The sequence below is a fragment of the Halodesulfovibrio spirochaetisodalis genome (genome assembly GCF_001672295.1).
Lineage (GTDB): Bacteria > Desulfobacterota > Desulfovibrionia > Desulfovibrionales > Desulfovibrionaceae > Halodesulfovibrio > Halodesulfovibrio spirochaetisodalis.
Map to the genome: position 1 here is coordinate 1 of NZ_JXMS01000002.1, position 16,181 is coordinate 16,181.

13 protein-coding genes are annotated in these 16,181 nt (G+C 42.6%); 7 read left to right on the forward strand and 6 right to left on the reverse strand.

Annotation, left to right across the window (positions count from 1 at the left end; translation table 11 throughout):
- The coding region (locus tag SP90_RS01280) for an acyl-CoA dehydratase activase (RefSeq protein ID WP_066851769.1) at positions 1 to 670 on the forward strand (670 nt) is incomplete at its 5' end.
- Between the two features lie 146 nt (positions 671 to 816).
- Here SP90_RS01280 and SP90_RS01285 read toward each other — a convergent pair.
- The gene (locus tag SP90_RS01285; protein WP_066851770.1) at positions 817 to 1,638 is read right to left on the reverse strand and encodes a potassium channel family protein; all 822 of its coding nucleotides are present in this window, start codon (positions 1,636 to 1,638) and stop codon (positions 817 to 819) included.
- A 388-nt stretch (positions 1,639 to 2,026) separates the two neighbouring features.
- On the opposite strand from SP90_RS01285, the gene SP90_RS01290 reads away from it, so the two are divergent.
- Both SP90_RS01290 and SP90_RS01295 read left to right on the forward strand, forming a co-directional pair.
- On the forward strand, positions 2,027 to 2,578 hold the full coding sequence (locus SP90_RS01290) for a transporter suffix domain-containing protein (RefSeq protein ID WP_066851771.1): 552 nt from the start codon (positions 2,027 to 2,029) through the stop codon (positions 2,576 to 2,578).
- 465 nt (positions 2,579 to 3,043) lie between these two features.
- A complete protein-coding gene (locus SP90_RS01295) occupies positions 3,044 to 3,493 on the forward strand; it encodes an iron-sulfur cluster assembly scaffold protein (RefSeq protein ID WP_066851772.1) in 450 nt (149 codons plus the stop codon).
- Between the two features lie 315 nt (positions 3,494 to 3,808).
- Here SP90_RS01295 and SP90_RS01300 read toward each other — a convergent pair whose 3' ends face one another.
- Complete coding sequence (locus SP90_RS01300) at positions 3,809 to 4,210, reverse strand: NHL repeat-containing protein (RefSeq protein WP_066851773.1); 402 nt, start codon at positions 4,208 to 4,210, stop codon at positions 3,809 to 3,811.
- Positions 4,211 to 4,341: 131 nt separating this feature from the next.
- On the opposite strand from SP90_RS01300, the gene SP90_RS01305 reads away from it, so the two are divergent.
- Entirely contained in the window at positions 4,342 to 5,226 is an 885-nt protein-coding gene (locus tag SP90_RS01305; RefSeq protein ID WP_066851774.1) for a LysR family transcriptional regulator, read from the forward strand.
- 534 nt (positions 5,227 to 5,760) lie between these two features.
- On the opposite strand, the gene SP90_RS01310 is transcribed toward SP90_RS01305, so the two are convergent.
- Both SP90_RS01310 and SP90_RS01315 read right to left on the reverse strand, forming a co-directional pair.
- Complete coding sequence (locus SP90_RS01310; protein ID WP_066851775.1) at positions 5,761 to 7,608, reverse strand: DUF262 domain-containing protein; 1,848 nt, start codon at positions 7,606 to 7,608, stop codon at positions 5,761 to 5,763.
- Between the two features lie 507 nt (positions 7,609 to 8,115).
- The gene (locus SP90_RS01315; RefSeq protein WP_066851776.1) at positions 8,116 to 8,736 is read right to left on the reverse strand and encodes a zinc-ribbon domain-containing protein; all 621 of its coding nucleotides are present in this window, start codon (positions 8,734 to 8,736) and stop codon (positions 8,116 to 8,118) included.
- Positions 8,737 to 9,335: 599 nt separating this feature from the next.
- Here SP90_RS01315 and SP90_RS01320 point away from each other — a divergent pair.
- Together SP90_RS01320 and SP90_RS01325 are read left to right on the forward strand one after the other, a co-directional pair.
- Positions 9,336 to 10,700, forward strand: a complete 1,365-nt coding sequence (locus tag SP90_RS01320; RefSeq protein ID WP_066851779.1) for a hypothetical protein — start codon at positions 9,336 to 9,338, stop codon at positions 10,698 to 10,700.
- Between the two features lie 177 nt (positions 10,701 to 10,877).
- Entirely contained in the window at positions 10,878 to 11,303 is a 426-nt protein-coding gene (locus SP90_RS01325) for a hypothetical protein (protein ID WP_066851781.1), read from the forward strand.
- Between the two features lie 457 nt (positions 11,304 to 11,760).
- Here SP90_RS01325 and SP90_RS01330 read toward each other — a convergent pair whose 3' ends face one another.
- Both SP90_RS01330 and SP90_RS01335 read right to left on the reverse strand, forming a co-directional pair.
- Positions 11,761 to 14,340, reverse strand: coding sequence for a DEAD/DEAH box helicase (locus tag SP90_RS01330; protein WP_066851783.1), 2,580 nt, complete (start codon positions 14,338 to 14,340; stop codon positions 11,761 to 11,763).
- On the reverse strand, positions 14,330 to 15,331 hold the full coding sequence (locus tag SP90_RS01335; protein WP_082936237.1) for a HamA C-terminal domain-containing protein: 1,002 nt from the start codon (positions 15,329 to 15,331) through the stop codon (positions 14,330 to 14,332). The genes SP90_RS01330 and SP90_RS01335 overlap by 11 nt, the downstream gene beginning before the upstream one ends.
- 297 nt (positions 15,332 to 15,628) lie before the next feature.
- Here SP90_RS01335 and SP90_RS01340 point away from each other — a divergent pair, with 297 nt between their 5' ends.
- Positions 15,629 to 15,937: a hypothetical protein gene (locus SP90_RS01340; RefSeq protein WP_066851785.1), complete on the forward strand. Its 309-nt coding sequence runs from the start codon at positions 15,629 to 15,631 to the stop codon at positions 15,935 to 15,937.
- The last annotated feature ends 244 nt before the right edge of the window (positions 15,938 to 16,181 follow it).

The following is a 16,181-nucleotide window of genomic DNA, read 5'->3' on the forward strand; positions in this document are numbered from 1 at the left end:
ACCCCTCGAACAATGCCGAAAGCTATTACATGGTCACACACCGAAACTGCTCACAGCAACAGGCTATGGCCGTGAATTGGTTAAAAGTATTGAGCTTCCGTATGAAGTCAAAACGATTACTGAAATCAAAGCACATGCCCTTGGCGCTCATGCGTTATTTCCAGACGCCCGAACAGTTCTTGATATCGGCGGTCAGGATACCAAAGCTATCGCCCTTAATGACAAAGGGAGAGTTCTCAAATTTGAAATGAATGACCGTTGTGCAGCAGGAACTGGAAAGTTTTTAGAGTATACGGCTGCGGTATTTCAAATGGATGTCGAACAGTTTGGGAAATATGCGCTAGAGGGTATTAACCCGCCTGTTATTAACAGTATGTGCACCGTATTTGCGGAAACAGAAGCAACATCGCTTATGGCACAAGGTTTTCCTCCATCAGATATCGCGTTGGCCTTGCATCAGGCTGTCGTACGCAGGACGTGCACCATGTTAAAGCGAACAGGGTTAGAATACCCTCTCGTATTTTCCGGTGGCGTGGCAAACAACGCCTGCATACGCAATCAGTTGCAACAGGAACTCGGAAGCAGCGCTACTGTTTATATTGCAGATCAACCAGATATGTGTGGTGCTTTTGGGGCAAGCCTCTGGGCAGAACAATCGTGCTCTGACTAAGGGGGGCTTAATGCATAGAAGAAAATTGTTCTGGTTACGACAACATAGATAAGAGTAAGGCAGGCTGATTCATTTCAGTCTGCCTTTTTTCTTTTGGTATAGTCACATAATGTGTGCACAGAAATCTCGCATAAAGGCACAACCGACTATCGTACTACTGCACTGGATGTTTTGTCGAACGGGTTTGTGCGGACAGCGAGGGAGAAAAGGTAAGGGTAGTCCGTTTGCAGATGTTGCATGTAGTCTATCCATTGGGAGAGCAACAGCTTGTATACTCGGTGGATATCACCCGAAAGATGCTTGAGATCTGTTTTAGGAAGATCGGTGAGAGTGCTTCGGTTAAGTAGCTCTTCTTTTAGATGGAATGTTGCCCACATCAGATCTGTAAACTGTTCATGCTCAGCCATGTTGGGGTTTTCTAGTATGCGCATCAAAAAAGGCGTGTGGGTTTGTAATAGCTGCTTGAGCTCTTCTAAATCGTTTCCAGCATGTTGGGCTTCAAAGGGGTAATTCAGCATGTGCTGGCGTACTCCGGCAAAGTCTTTTGCCTGCCATTTACCGCAATTGGCGAGTCTGCTTTGCACGGTAGGCAGGTTCGTATCCAGACTGGAAATTTGGAACAAGAGTTTGGTGCCCACTTCACTGAAAAAGCTTCCTATGACCATGTTAAGACGTTGCAGCCGCTCGCGTTTCTCTCTGGCATTTAACAGGCGTTCGGTCATGCTGGTGAGGACGATAGTGAAGGTGCATACGCCGGAGAGAATGAGAATAGTAGCGAGAATTTTCCCAGCTCCAGTTGTTGGGTGGATGTCTCCATAACCTACTGTGGTTACAGTAACGACGGAAAAATAGAGAGCATCGGCAAATGGGATATTTTCTGCATACATAAACCCGAAGACACTACAGAGAAAAAGGGTGCCTAAGGCGACGAGCCCAATGCGGACGCGTAGATGGGGGGAGATGGTCATGTGCTATATCCTAGGGTTGGTTTTGCAGGCAATTTGAAAGGGTATTATTTCAGTGCGTTGTTTTGTTTGAAAGCTAGATGTCACGCTTAAAAACTAAGGTGGCGTGTAACTTGTTACGGCTATCCACAGTATTCTTTATTATGAGAATCACTGTGCCACCGCAGGCGTCTGCCTATCATAGTGAAGGGGTACCCAACAACACCAGTTTTTCCCGTATATCAATCTTATCTGGACGAATAGACCGATAAATTTCGAAAAGTTTCATCATAGTTGTGTCTTTGGGAGAACTAAGGGAGCGGGTAATAATATAACCCTGAAGGGAAACCTGCGTTTCCCTCCTTTGTGATAGGATGAATGCACGGATATTCTAATTCCTAAGGAGAGGCTGATGGTTGAAAGCCTGCAAAATGACGCGCCGGTCGGAATATGGCGGTTCAAACTCGGTATAATCTTACTTGTCCTAAGCATAGCATTTCCCGTGCTGGGAGTGCCACTGATTGCTGTTGTGGAATTACCAACTACGACGGCTGCTACGCTCTCTGGCATCATGTTTGTGAGTGCTGAACTGCTTGGAATCATTTCTGTAGCTGTTATGGGCAAGAGTGGATACGCCTATATCAAGAAAGCTGTCGTAGGCTTTTTCAAGCAATGCAAACCACCAAATAAGGTGAGCCGTACCCGTTATACAGTTGGTCTCGTTCTGTTCGTCGTCCCTATCGTTCAGGGTTGGGTTTCCCCGTATGCGCCTGACCTGATCCCCGGCTATCGGGGCAATGAATTTTACTTCGGTATTGTTGGAGATCTGTTAGTGATAGCGAGCCTGTTTGTATTGGGCGGGGATTTTTGGGACAAGCTGCGCGCACTTTTTATCTACAGGGCACAGACAGTGTTTCCGAAAGCGGAAAGCCCTGCGGGAGCAACAACTAAAAAGAGTGGATAATCACTATGCATACCGTTAATAGCCTTCCAAAGCAGTACAGGTGCTTCACGTTGGCAACACGATTAAGGGCTCTTAAATCATGCAGCTTCCTTTAACGTTTTTTTCGATTAAAGACGTGATGATTGATAGCATATTTCGTACTTCCACTACCTGCTGTTTTAACAAACATTTTCTTCTCAACTAGGTCGGCAAGGTCACGAGTCGCGGTCGCAAAAGCTGCTTTGGTCATGCTCGTGTATTTCTTGTTTGTCAGACCATCTTCAAATCTATCAAAGTCAGCATTGAGAAGCTTGTTTAGCGCGTTGTGTGACTTTTTTTAAAGACCAAAGAAACATTTCCTCCAAGCAGAGTATACTTTGTAAATAGATAAACAGTCGATATTGAAGAATAAAGGTCAGAGTGTTAAATGGTTGTTATGGCCTCGTGTTGAGGCATAGCCTAACCATTTAACAAACGGACGACAAAGTGCCCAGTTTTGATGAGATTGTGAATGAACTTCAGGGTAAAATTAATAACGAAACCATTGAGGCCTTTGGGCAGGCAGGATTTGAGCGGTGGCGCAATCCGCCGCACAGGGGAAAACCTGCCAAGGCCAATTACGAGGGCGCATCCACTGGGGGGTGCGGCGAGACTATACGAATATTTTTACATATCGATGATGACAAAGTATGTGATGCAGGGTTCGCTACTGACGGCTGCGGTTCCAGCACCATCAGCGGTTCCATGGCTGCGGAGCTGGCCGTGGGTAAATCCTGCGACGACCTTGCTGCCATCACGGGAGAGACTGTTCTTGAAGGTTTAGGGGGGGCTGCCTGTCTGCCTGTTGACGACCATCATTGCGCCTGGTTAGCAGCCAACGCCTTACACGAGGCCGTGGGAGACTACTACAAGCAAACCGTGAAACGTGATAAATAAGATTCATCCGGCTCAAAAAGCCAAAAATGAAAATTTGCGTAACCACAAACGATCTGAATTGAAAAGTAAAAAGAAGCTCTATAGGTAGTTACTATGGAGCTTGTTTTTTAGCTCATAATGGTCATTAAGGTAACTTTCGATTTTTAGCGTAACACGATGCTGCCAGACTAGGTGGTCCTTGCGTTATCAGGCGCACAGAGCCAAAGAGTACTGCGCTTCCGGGGTAATATGCACTGCTACAAAGGATCCTCATTGAAGGCGGAAGGGGGGCATCAGGTTCCCTTTGTTCGCAGTCCATATGAGCCTGTCACCCTGTTATTGTCCGGCCTTGCTAAACGTCCGCACACCTTCCCTCGTTACCAGCACAACATCTCCGTCACGGGTCAGCGCAATATCCCCAGCTCCCTCAATATTCCGCACTGCTTCGGACAACATTCCCTGTCTGTCTATGCAATATACAACACCATGTGAAACGGAACTCACATATACATTTCGTGCATCGTCCACGGCTATGCCTGCAAGTTTTCCCAGCCCCGTCGCTAGATCAGTCTGTGAACTGTCCTCATATCGGGCAGCCACCCGTCCTTCTTCCGCATACCCCACATACAAAACTCCCTTGTGGTCTCTCGCCAAAAGAAGACGCTCTGCAACGTCGCTTTCTGCATGCGCCACGGTGCCACACAAAATTAAAAACATTGCCGCAATTGCCCGTACCATATGTTCCTCCTCTGGTCTTCTTTTCGTTTTGTTTGCATTCACGCCTTGTTCGTCTTGTAATGACAATACAATTGAAAATAAGACCAATCCAATACCATTTACATTCAGAATGATGCGATTTAGGTATTATTATGCGCACACGACAACTGAAAAGCTTCATCGTATTGGCAGAGGAACTGCATTTCGGAAAAGCAGCAGAGCGGCTCCATATGCAGCAACCACCGCTAAGCAGGCAAATCAAAGCTCTTGAAAACGAGCTGGAGGTTATGCTTTTCAAACGGAATAACAGGAAAGTGGAACTAACGGAGGAAGGAGCGTTCTTTCTACAGGAGGCAAAAGCCATCATTACGCGTCTAACAGCCGCACAGCACACCCTGAAAGCCATGGGGAATGGCGAGGCAGGCACACTGCGCATCGGCTTTGTGGACTCGTCCATCACTGAACGCTTTGTCATCACCATGGGGCGCTTTAAAGATCAGTACCCTAAGGTAATCATAGAACTGGAGGAAAAGGTATCGGTGGAGCAGGTGGCGGCAATAGGAGAAGGGAGCCTGCACATCGGCTTCATCCGCACCCAGCTGGCGAAAACACATGAATTGTCTCACATCAACGTTATCAACGAACCGTATATCATTGCACTGGCAAACAATCATCCCATGGCAGAGCAGGAAACCGTTTCCGTATACGAACTCGCCAAAGAACCGCTTATCTTCTTCCCCCATCGCAAAAACCCGGGTTTTTACAACTGGGTTTTGAACGGCTTTGCCCAATACGACCTTATGCCGAAATTCGGCTTTGAAGTCGAGAGGGATCAAGCAGCAGAAATGTTTGTTGCAGGCGGCTTCGGTTACACATTGCTTCCATCCACCTCATGCAGAATGGGCAGACGTGGGCTGACGTACAAACGTATACAGGAACCTTTTCTGGATCTGCGCATTAGCATGGCATGGAACCCCGCGCATGAATGCCCGCTGGTGAACAACTTTATTGATGTCTTTAAACAACAGGCGGGCTAGCGAAATATCATCGAACCAAAGTATGGATTTGCGGGTTGGTCGTTCTAAGGAACGTTTTTTAGCTCATAAGGAGCAATATGGTAATAAATGCTGCTCCAAAATGACGGGATGTGTGTGGTGAGGCGTTTAGCTGGAGACTTTTAGCTAACAGTTCTATTTTTCAAACAGATGGCAGAACATTTGTGGGTTCTGCATTTTTGAAGATAATAGATCGTGGTATTACAGCGTGTTAATTGAATATATCCACTTTCATGAGTATTCAGCCGTTCAGCCGGTGTTCACCACACTAAAAAAGGGTTCACAGCAATTGCTGTAACCCCTTGATTTTTGTGGTCGGGATGACGAGATTTGAACTCACGACCCCTTGAACCCCATGCAGTTGGTTTCTGAATGAAGTTGTTTTGTTTCAATATGTTATGGGGCTTGTGTTTTTTGTGTGTAGACTTTTTACGATATTAACCGATTGAATCTGTTCAGTGACACGTTGGTGCGTGCTGTTTAGCTAGTGTTAGATGAACGTACTCAGGATTTGAGTTAGCTCCAAATTTTAGAGGCAATTTTGAATAGTGTTTCCTGACGGTATTCTAACTCAGCTGGACCAAAAGTATGAAGTGGCTTTAGGTCAAGGTTCTCATCTTGATTAAGCTTGCGCATATCAATTTTAGATTTGTATGTATCTTCACGCAATGTCTCATTCCAATAAAGAGTATTTGCATATGTTTTCAACTTGTTTGCATATGTCTCGTTATTACTGGATATGTTATCTAATCCTTTTAAAAGTAGTACACCACCAAGTCTATTTCGCTCGACATCAAACAGTTCTTCGTCGTCTTTAAATAGTTTTAAGTTGTCAGGGTTGCGAGAGAGGATGTGTTCAACATGAAAACCGTTTTTGTTTCCACGCTTGGTCACTAAGTCGCTAAAAAGTTGTTTCATTTGCATGTTCGTGCCATTAGCTAGAAATTCTTCAATTCGGGCGAAGAAGTACCTAATGAAACGTCTGTTCAAGTTGCTAACACTCGTTCCTTTGAAGAACCCATAATTGAATGCTGTCGTAGTTCCTGTTTGTTTTTTGTCTTGAAGCATTGCAATAAGATGCTTTTCAAAGATAGGGCGAATAGTGTTTGCTGGTTTTTCTTTTATCTCTTCTGCAATTTGGTAAGATGTGACAGTAAATTTGTTACTGTCATATCCACCTTGAAGTTGCAGCAAGGTAAATAGCCTATCAAGCTCTCTCGAAACAATTTCAATTTTTTCGTCTTCCTCACGATCATTAATGGAGCAGGTTGAGAGGATTAATCGGTATTGAGCATCCATTTCATTCAATCGGTTGTAAAAGACGTAAGGGCACTCGGGCGTTGGATGCTCACTGAGATTCCAGATTTTTGCGTACAGGGTTGTGTAATATTTAAATTCGTTATTGAGAAAGCTTTTTACTTTGCTAGGGTTGTGACCCAGTTCAAGCACTGCGTCCATATCAGCTTTAAATATTTCGCGATGGTAGCCTTTGTCAAAGCGCTGGCTTTCGGTACGAGTTGAAGCATATTTAGCTTTTAAGAAATAAGTAAAAAATGAATCGATTTCATCATCTCGAAATTTATTAATTACATTGACTTGTTCTTCCCAAAGCTCGTTGTAGCTACCTGTCTTGATTTCTAGCTTGTCGATTTGCCCGAGGAGCTTGCCCTTGAGTATTTCATAAGGCTTCAAACGTACTCCTCTGTCATTAATAACTTCAAATACCATTGGGACTTCAGTCTGTTCGACAGAGAGGTTTATGAGTACGAGACGGTGCAAGAAATAAAATACAAATGTCTCAAATTTAATTTTCTCATCAAGTGCAGTAGTTAGAAAAGAACTAATTTCTTGATAGTTGGAGACCATATTTGTAGCGGTAATTCCACTAGTGGGTAGGATTTCTTTTAACGACTTACTGTTATTAAGCAGTTCTTCCATAGTCTCTGTATGACCCTCATGGTTCATCCAGAATTGTGAGCCATAACCACTTTTTCCTACAATTTTATTTTCAATCCACCCAGCCAGTTTTGAATCGTGCATATCAGCTAGCTGTTTCAATTTAATTAGAATTAACGTTAGCGTAGTAAGGCGTTGCTGTCCGTCAACTATGTAGACTTTTCCCTCTACGACATTTGTTACATAGGTATTTAGATAGTACCATGGGTAGTACGCTGTGACGGTCTCTAAGCCTGGGGCAATATCTTTTTTTAATTCATAAATTTCGTTGAATTTGTAAAAAATGTCATCAAGAAGCCGAATGACAGGTTCACTGCCCCATTTGTAATCTCTTTGGTAGAAGTCAATGTGATATGTTGTTGAAGAAAATACTCGATCAATATTTTGTTTGTCGGGTGAGATGTCCATGCAAGCCTCTATAAGAAGTTTTTAAGCTAAAATTGTAATCAAGATGGAATAAAACCAGATTGTTAGCCATGTGTAAATAGTATCGTTTTTTCTTGTGTGGGGGAGCAGTAACAAGGTGCGTGAACTGAATCGTCACTAGGTTTGTAGATAGTAAGGGAATGTTCATTCTTTTGTATTGTCTTATGATTGGTAGATAGCACTAACTGTATACTCCGAGTTTTAATCGTATGTAGTAGGTGTGAAATCATCCCATTGAGAAAGAAGAAATTCCCCTATCTGCGGCTCTGATTACGGATAGGGGGATAACTATTTGAGTTGGTAGAGATAAAAAAGGTTAGGAAGGACTCATAATCAAGCATTATGGTAAGTTTCGTTTTTTTGCGTAACACGATGGTCGTTGCTGAAACTCTTTAGGGGAAGCTTACGGCATCAATTAGAATACAAGTTTTTCCTGTGTTCCTAATTGTTCCCTAAGGATTTACACATTAAATAGAGTTGTTGGCGTTGCTAATTTTGATCGTCAAAAATCGTATAGTCAAATCTCCAAATGTGGTCTGGGTTTCTTGAACATTGAACTATCGTTTGTTTTTCAATGTCTGCTAAGTGGAGGCGCCCATCACAAGTAGGGCAATTGCCAGAAACACGAGTTAGCAATAAGTTACCGTTTTTTTGTGCTCGAATATTGAACCATCCCATTCTAAGGAATCGGTATTTATGAAGGGCAAGTCCAATAAAAAGAGGGAAAGTTCCAAATAGGCATATAAGAATAGTGCCAGTCCCCCCTATGCCAATCCCTGCAGCCAAGGAAGCGAGACTTCCTAGGATAGAAAGAGCGCCAAAGGAAAAGACATACCAAGATTTAATGGGACTTTTAAAGAGCCGAAGAGGCACTTTCATTGATTCGTGGATGCAGGCTTGAGATTCGCTTGAAGAATGGTTTTGATTGTTGCTATTGCCTATTGAGCCAATATGGATATCACTATTATTTATGATGTTATTGCCAGAAATTCCGTAATTTGAATTGCCTGTGTATTGATTTGCTTTTTCAGAAGTTAGGTTAGAGCCGCAGGCTGGACAAAAATTGTCTTCAGGTGCAGCCTCCTTTCCGCAGGTGGAACAATAAGGCATGTTGCTTTCTCTTTGATTTTTTAAGTGTCAGGTAATATGGAATATTTTTGCAATACTTCTACTCCATCGACTTTGATAGCTCGGCAGGTATGGAAGAATTCTACGATATCAAGCCGACGTTCTCTGTTTTCTGTTTTGGAAATAAAGGACTGCGGCTTTCCTAGTTTTTGAGCTAGCAGCGTATCTAGAGTCTGTATTGTGATGTAAAAAAAACTTTACAGTTATAGTTTATAAAAATCTATAAATTACAAATGAATGTATTTTTTGTGTTGCGAAGAGCAAGGCGATGATTGTTGCGTAAAGAACTTGTAAATCATGATGTGCTGTTAAATCGGTAGGCAAAGAAAGGCTTCCTAACATTGGTTGGAACCATTGCTAGGGAGCCTGATTGTTTGAGTTGGTAATAATTGCCGAGAAGAGCTCATAATTGGTCATTATAGTAACTTTCGATTTCTTGCGTAGCACGATGTTTTGTAGATGATTTTAATGAGTAATGGAGTTAAGTCCTGTGTTCAAGCTCCTTAGATTTATATGTTCAAGGTAGGATATGAGATCTGACGCTCCTGTGTGTTGCACCATAACAACAAGCTGAGTGCTTAATGAAAAAAACAGTAGCAGAATTAGTTGATGTAGTTTTAGTTCCCTTTATGGAGATAAAACCTTCTGATGTTCTTTTATTGAAGAATTTGATTAATCATCTTCATGTCGATGGATTTAGGACACAAGGCGAATATTTTCTATGGGCTCAACAAGCTGGGAGTTTAGCTGATATCTGGCTAGAGGCCAAAAGTGATGATGTATACGATAGTATAGAAGATTTCGTTAAAAGTTGTCCTCCGTTACCTCAATTGAGAATGGAAGCTTGCTTGTCAGATTTTAATGATGAAGGGGGGGAAGGGAAGAGTGTATCTATCCCTCTGACAGTAAAAGCGATTTCAGACGAGTTTCATTCTTTTGAACCTGCTCTATTTGGCTATAGATGTTCAGAACAAGTGGTATCTAGAGTTAATTATGAGATGAATTATTTTGGCAAGCAGTGCTGGGTGTTGCGATCACGAGTAAAATCAGATTTAACTCCGTTGGCGTTATCATTTTTCATATCTATCGTTGTCAGAAAAAGCCAAGAGCGTTTTAAGGAGCTCAGCGATATTATAAAGTTTATTCGTGGAATAAAAATAGATGTTGATGAGCTGCGTTTATTCGAAAAAAATCAAGCAGAGAGCTATGCTAAGTCTGTAAAATATTCATATCGACGCATGGTAGGTGACAATCATGTTGAAGAGTGGTTGGAAGTATTAAAGATTGTCGAATCTCCAGTAATAAGACTTGTAGATTTAGCAAACCCATTTAAAAAAATGGGCCTAGCTTACTGGGGAATAGCAAAAGAATTTGATGACTTAAATAGAGATGTAGGAGCTTTGTTTTTAAGTCAAAGTGACTACGAGCTATTCATACAAAACGGTGGGTTGGGATATACGTTTGTTGGTAGTTGGTCATCAGAAAACTTAAAGAACCTAAGTGCTAAACGTGGCTTGAAGGCAATTCAATCGTTTTACGATGTTTATCTGCGTTTTCGAGAAAAGTTCATTGACTGTTCGTCATCTCCGATGGAGCGAATATTTGCGAAGCTATTATTAAGATGTTTGCCTGAAAGAAATGTCATTCATAAACGTGTTGAGATAGTTCAAGAAAAACTTTTTTTATGCGAGCATGGTTCGAATATAGAGCGTGGAAAGAAAGTTTATGCAGGATCAATAAAAGCTGGACACCAAAATAAAGCTGAAAAAAGTGAGAGAATGAGGCAAATAGTGTCAACTGCACGTGAGCGTGTAATTGAAAAGCATATTGAATTTCCTTGGAAAATTTTTGGTGATATTCTTGAGTGTGTTGCAACAGAGCTAGACGTGAAGCCGAAAACTTTAAGAAATTACGGTGTGATAAAGAAATCTTTCCCGGAATGGTGAGAAAATTTGCCCAATACCCGCCACAGGGCAAAAAGAAGGTGTTAAGTCCTGTTTCGTAGTTAATGCGAAGCAGGACTTTTTCATTTGAAACTTAAATGGGCTAATTACTCTTTCTATTTATTGTTGCGAAGCATTGTTATCAGTAATGAAAGCAAAGTAGCCAAAGTGAGGATTAGTATGACTAATAATGTTAACAAGTTCGGGAAAGCAGCTCTGCAGCTTAATGATGCCCGTAATAATCTTCTTGAAAAGGTTGATGAACATACGGGCGCTGTTGATTCCATCCATAAAGCTCGAGAAATGGGAGTTAATGATCCCTATACTGAAAATTCGGGATACTTCAGTCGGCAGAAAGTAAGACGTGCAGAGGCACGTGTTGATCATGCTGAAGAAAAGTATCAGTCTGCATTGCAGAATGTTATGGATGACAGCACAGGCCATGCAGACTTGGAGAAAGTTAAAGAAGTAGACAGTGCTATTGAATACTCCGGCGATTGTATCAATACCATAATGGAAGGCGATGATGATGCGCTTGCCAGAGCTCTTTTAGAAAGGAGTGAAGCTGATCTCTCTATTTTGGTAGGCAACTTAGAGGATAGCTAGTTGCAAATCGTAAAAAGCTCCATACCAATCTGATATGGAGCTTTTTAGCTCATAATAGAGCATTATGGTAACTTTTATGTTTTTAGAATTTTTCAGCAGTGACATATACCCTGTCACAGGGGACACTTCGGGGGCTGTGGCAAGCTTCCACTTGTAATTCCCGAAGCTCTTGCTCGAGATCCCATGTCACGCAATATGCCGCTTGTGTTAATCCACTCTCTTGCTATGCTGCAATGTGTTTTATCCAATACCTTCGTTTCTTTGTTATATATGTCCTCCTTGGGTGGGGAAGACTTACAACAGGGGAATGGACGTTGGAAGATGGGTGGTTGGACGCTTCCAAAAATATATCAACATGAATTCTGTTTATTTCTATAAAAAAAGTGAGTTATCTATGTGTTTCGTTGCATAGAAACCACGTGCAAAACGAAAAAAGACACGCTGGGGGCACGTTATATTATGAGGCTAAGCGTTCTTTTCTTTTTAATAATTCTGAGACTTCTCGTTGGACTAGGGCAGGGATGTCAAAGCTTTCCCAGTGTCGTTCCTGTAACCACGAGAACACATCGTCTTCTCCCATTTTATCATCAGCTAAAAAGTCGTTGAGAGAGACAGCGCTTGTTCTTGATAGTCCAAGTCCGATAAAGGAAAGTAGCGTCTCAGTGCCTACGCCAAATTCTAGATAGACATCAAACTTAATATCTTCTGTTATCAAATGTTCTTGTCCACTTTCCTGTAAGTAAAATCTGAGTACATCCATATAAGCGGACAAGTATTTAGGAGCTTTAAAACGAGCGACTTCTTCTACATCGCGCATTGTATTACGAATAACCTGAGGGAGGCGGACTTCCTTGCCACGGTCCCTAAGGTACTTAATGCGGTTGCTAATAATAGTTCCCAATGGATATCCCCGCATCCATTCAATCGTTATTAGCGCAAAAATTGGAATAGCCTGCGGCGGGTAAAAGGCGCGGTAAGCAGATTTGTTAATGCGATAGAAAATTTGAATTAGGTTCGTATACGCATCGTCACTATCGGGGGTTGAAGGCAATAGTTCCTCAGTGGGTTTATTTCTTGTACGAAAATAATCTAACAGCCCCTGGAGAGAGAGAGAACTTACCCCTGGATGTCTGGCGATAAGTTCATTGGGAAGGTCAACATGTTCGAAAAGAGCTTTGATAGTCCTATCCAGAGAGTTCGCGTACGGCTCTGGTAATCGTTTAGCTGACGGAGAGTCCAAGAAAGTCCCTTCACGGGCCTGCCAAGACATTGCATATGCCGTAACCTGTTCAAGTTGGGGATCAAGCTCTGACGGTTTCATGCTTCCCCGATTTTGCAAATAGCCTAACATCTTTTCCTGATCGTGAAGGACACTATCTGTTTCCCTTTGCACAGGATATTTTGAACGCTTTGGAACACCATCAGGCCACAACTGAGGTCGGTTAACATCAATGCATACAATATTACCGCTAAAATCTTGCCCCCATCTTCCTGCCCTTCCCGCAAGGTTCCAAAAATCATGAGGCTTCATGGGGTTCCCCGAGCCTTTTCGCGGCCCGCGAACAACAATAGTTTTGCAGGCCAAATTAACTCCTTCAACTAGCGTGGACGTGCAGACCAAAAATTTAATAGCTCCTTGTCTGAAAAGTCTCTCGAGTTCAGAGCGCAATAATGTCGGCATATTGCCATAGTGGAAAGCAACCCCCTTTAAAACTAAAGAAGCTAGGAGGAAACGACGATGGATGGTTTTTTTAATAAAATCTGAAAGTTCTTTAAGTTCTTCGTTTTCTTGAGGAGTGTCGGCTAATCCGTCGAAAATCTGCTGTGCAACCTTTTCAGCTTCTGCAGCACCATTTGTATAAACGAGCGTTCCAGAGCTTTCGTCTCCCAAGGCTAATGCAAGGTACGATAGGCGTTTAATCTGTGTATCTGGGCGTGCATGAAGTTCAATGTTGCCAATTTTCAGAAGTTCTTCATTTCTGACGAGGTGAAGTTCCCAGTTGGCTGGTGTTCTTGGAGCCTGTTGGGCAACAATTAAATTTTGTACAACAGTAAAGGTTTCATTTGGGATAATGGCATTGTTTTGGTCACTGCTTCCTTGAACGAAGACTTCAGGGTTTTCTGTTAATGGGCTTAAGAATATTAGTTTATTACAGTTGGTTTGCGTGTGGAGTCGTTCAATTGCGTCTTGAAGCAGAACGCCTCGTTGTCTGTCTCCAATCTTGTGGGCTTCGTCGATTATCGTGATGTCAATTTGAGGATTATCTTTCACATAGTTCAAAAAAACATGAAGCCTTTCTTGTGTGAAGACTAATATGGTGGGTTTGCAGCGGTTTCCTAATGCGGCTAGAGGGAGAGAAGCGACCCGAAGATCTTTTAATCCAAATGAAGCGGACATCTCTATTAGTTCGCGTTCAATTTCACCAACTAACGCCCGAGTTGGAGCTATGAATACAGCTAACCGTGCTTTGCCCATATGAAATTCATTCAAAAGCCACTGAAGCACTAGATAGGTTTTACCAGAGGCTGTAGGGGCAGAAGCGGAAACCCAAGAGGCGGAGTTAAGCCTATCCCAAAAGGTTCTTTGGAAGCGGCTTGCCATAATGGAGGTTCCGCTGGCAGGAGTAACAAGTTGTTCAAGTTCACGGCGCTCAAGCAGTAATCTGGCAAGCACACCAACCCTTTCTTTAATCCCATCTAGTAAAAAATTCTTATCAACTGCAAGTTTGACTGAACGATGGTTTGAAAGCTGGGTTAATATTGAAGCTCCAGCGTCAATGACTTTTGTATCTTCTGAATGCAAAATTGCAGGCAAGGCAATTCGTAGAGCAATTTCATTCGCTTTTGAAGAATCAGAGGCCGTCAATAGGCTGCCCGCAAAGAGTAGTCTTTGCCAATCAGGAAGATAACCTTCTAGTTCTTCCGTGGGGGTAAGGTTTTGAAATTCCTTAGAAGCGGCATAGCCACAGAGCGAATCAATATCTTCCTTCAACCCTTCTTTGGAAAGAATCCACTGCTGAAGTTCACTAAGTATCATTGCTAACCCCAATAATTTTAAGGAAATAGCTGCGAAAATCTTCTACGCATGGCATTGGGACACAAATAAAGTGAATATCAAAATGTTCTAATTTGTTGTTTTTGATGTGCCCTTTCGTGGTCTTCTTCCAATTCTTAAGCTGTTGAGCTAGAGCGGCGGATACATCTTCAGTAGACGCGGCAGCACCTTTATGGGGGTATGAATGAGAATCAAAGGCTGTTAGTGCAAACCCACAATGTTTTGTCAGCAAAGATTTCGGATTATTTTTGTCCAAGTATTCTTTCAAGCCTGCGATTAAGTGTTCGTCAGTAAAGTTTGCAAATTCATTAACCAAGAGAATGTCTTGATTTCGTTCTGCATCTTCACCTTCTTCATCTAGGAGGAATGGAGCTAATGATTCTAGGCAATTACTGATTGCTGTGGACGGAGTTTGGTAAACTTTGGATTCTCCCCAATAAAGATTCAATCCACCTTCTGGTCTGGCTTCAACATAAACACCATCTGAACCATGGTAGTGCATACTCGTTGATGTCTTAAGAGTCATTTTGCAAATAACTTGGGTGATTCCAAAAATTGATTCAGCCATCGCAAACAGGAGCAATTCACCGCCTTCCCCACTTTTAGCGAGGTCGGTAAATAGATTTTTGGCACGTTCATGCAAGGCGGAAATGGGGGCCAGGGAGTTTGTTTCCATAGCTACTCGGCGTGCTTCTTCAGCCGTCTTGCGGGGGATGGCGTAGTCGATCACACGATCTCGTAGGTGTTCAGCTAAGGGCTTAATTCTTATTCGCCCATTAGCATCCGTGGGAAGGTAGTAACAATGTAGCCTTGTTTTTGTTTCTTCCAGTTCAAGATCCTTAGTGTGACAGATCAGGTGAGCATCGAGGCTTGAGGGCTTTCCCCTTAAAGCATCACGTAATAGTTCTCCCAGCATTTCCACTTGTGTTGGGCTAGAGTCTGGTATGTCAGAAAATAAGGAATGCTGCGTCATTTAGTACCTCGTGTTGCCAAAGAGCACATTAGGAATTGCGATTCCGAAACTGCATGTAAGTGTCGACTATCATCAATTTGTTTAAAAAACAATTTTCTGCCACTATCTATTTGATATTTAAAACTTAAAGGAAAATTTGTATCGCAAGCTTGACGTCTGGATTCCCGCATTGGTCACTATTGATGTCAATATTATATTGTAATGTTTCTAGGTAGATAGGGGTGCGTATGTAACGCATTATGCACGCTTCTCCGCTAGCAAGAGCGATCTATTTTTTTTTAGTCACACGCATCGTTGATGAGCGAGTACGATGCACCAGCGACCGCAGGAATGATCGTAGGGCTTACACAGCATTTAGTGGGTTACGGCAGATTCGAAGAGCTCATTAAAAGCTACTCAGAGCAAGGATATGATAATCCAAAGCGGGCTGCTGTAGCTGAGGTTTTTGAGGTGGGGAATATCTGGAAAGTAGGAACTCCTGTCGTGTTTCAATGGGCAATAGCTGCTGACGGGAAATCCTTCGAACTGACGTATTGGGATAGTCTGGCATGGCAGAGCGTTAAAAAAATGTCTTTAGATGACATTCTAGCTCAAGTGTATAATTAACGTGCTGCTAAACGACTTGTGATGATTACAACAACACGCTGTAAGTAGTTGGCCCTGTAAGGCGAGAAAAACTCCCCTCTGAATGTTTTTCGGAGGGGAGCTTTAGTTTGTGATAGGCTGAAATACGTACCGCTTAGAGAGGTCTGACGATCAGATAAGCCGTACAGCTGCAAAAGCTATCCTGAGCTAGACTGATTCTATCTAACCCACCAAACTATTTAGCCATTTTTCTTGACCCACCCAA

Coding starts and splice junctions, on each gene's coding strand:
- SP90_RS01285 (WP_066851770.1), bottom strand. CDS start 1,638: ATGACCATCTCCCCCCATCTACGCGTCCGCATTGGGCTCGTCGCCTTA.
- SP90_RS01290 (WP_066851771.1), top strand. CDS start 2,027: ATGGTTGAAAGCCTGCAAAATGACGCGCCGGTCGGAATATGGCGGTTC.
- SP90_RS01300 (WP_066851773.1), bottom strand. CDS start 4,210: ATGGTACGGGCAATTGCGGCAATGTTTTTAATTTTGTGTGGCACCGTG.
- SP90_RS01305 (WP_066851774.1), top strand. CDS start 4,342: ATGCGCACACGACAACTGAAAAGCTTCATCGTATTGGCAGAGGAACTG.
- SP90_RS01310 (WP_066851775.1), bottom strand. CDS start 7,608: ATGGACATCTCACCCGACAAACAAAATATTGATCGAGTATTTTCTTCA.
- SP90_RS01315 (WP_066851776.1), bottom strand. CDS start 8,736: ATGCCTTATTGTTCCACCTGCGGAAAGGAGGCTGCACCTGAAGACAAT.
- SP90_RS01320 (WP_066851779.1), top strand. CDS start 9,336: ATGAAAAAAACAGTAGCAGAATTAGTTGATGTAGTTTTAGTTCCCTTT.
- SP90_RS01325 (WP_066851781.1), top strand. CDS start 10,878: ATGACTAATAATGTTAACAAGTTCGGGAAAGCAGCTCTGCAGCTTAAT.
- SP90_RS01330 (WP_066851783.1), bottom strand. CDS start 14,340: ATGATACTTAGTGAACTTCAGCAGTGGATTCTTTCCAAAGAAGGGTTG.
- SP90_RS01335 (WP_082936237.1), bottom strand. CDS start 15,331: ATGACGCAGCATTCCTTATTTTCTGACATACCAGACTCTAGCCCAACA.
- SP90_RS01340 (WP_066851785.1), top strand. CDS start 15,629: ATGAGCGAGTACGATGCACCAGCGACCGCAGGAATGATCGTAGGGCTT.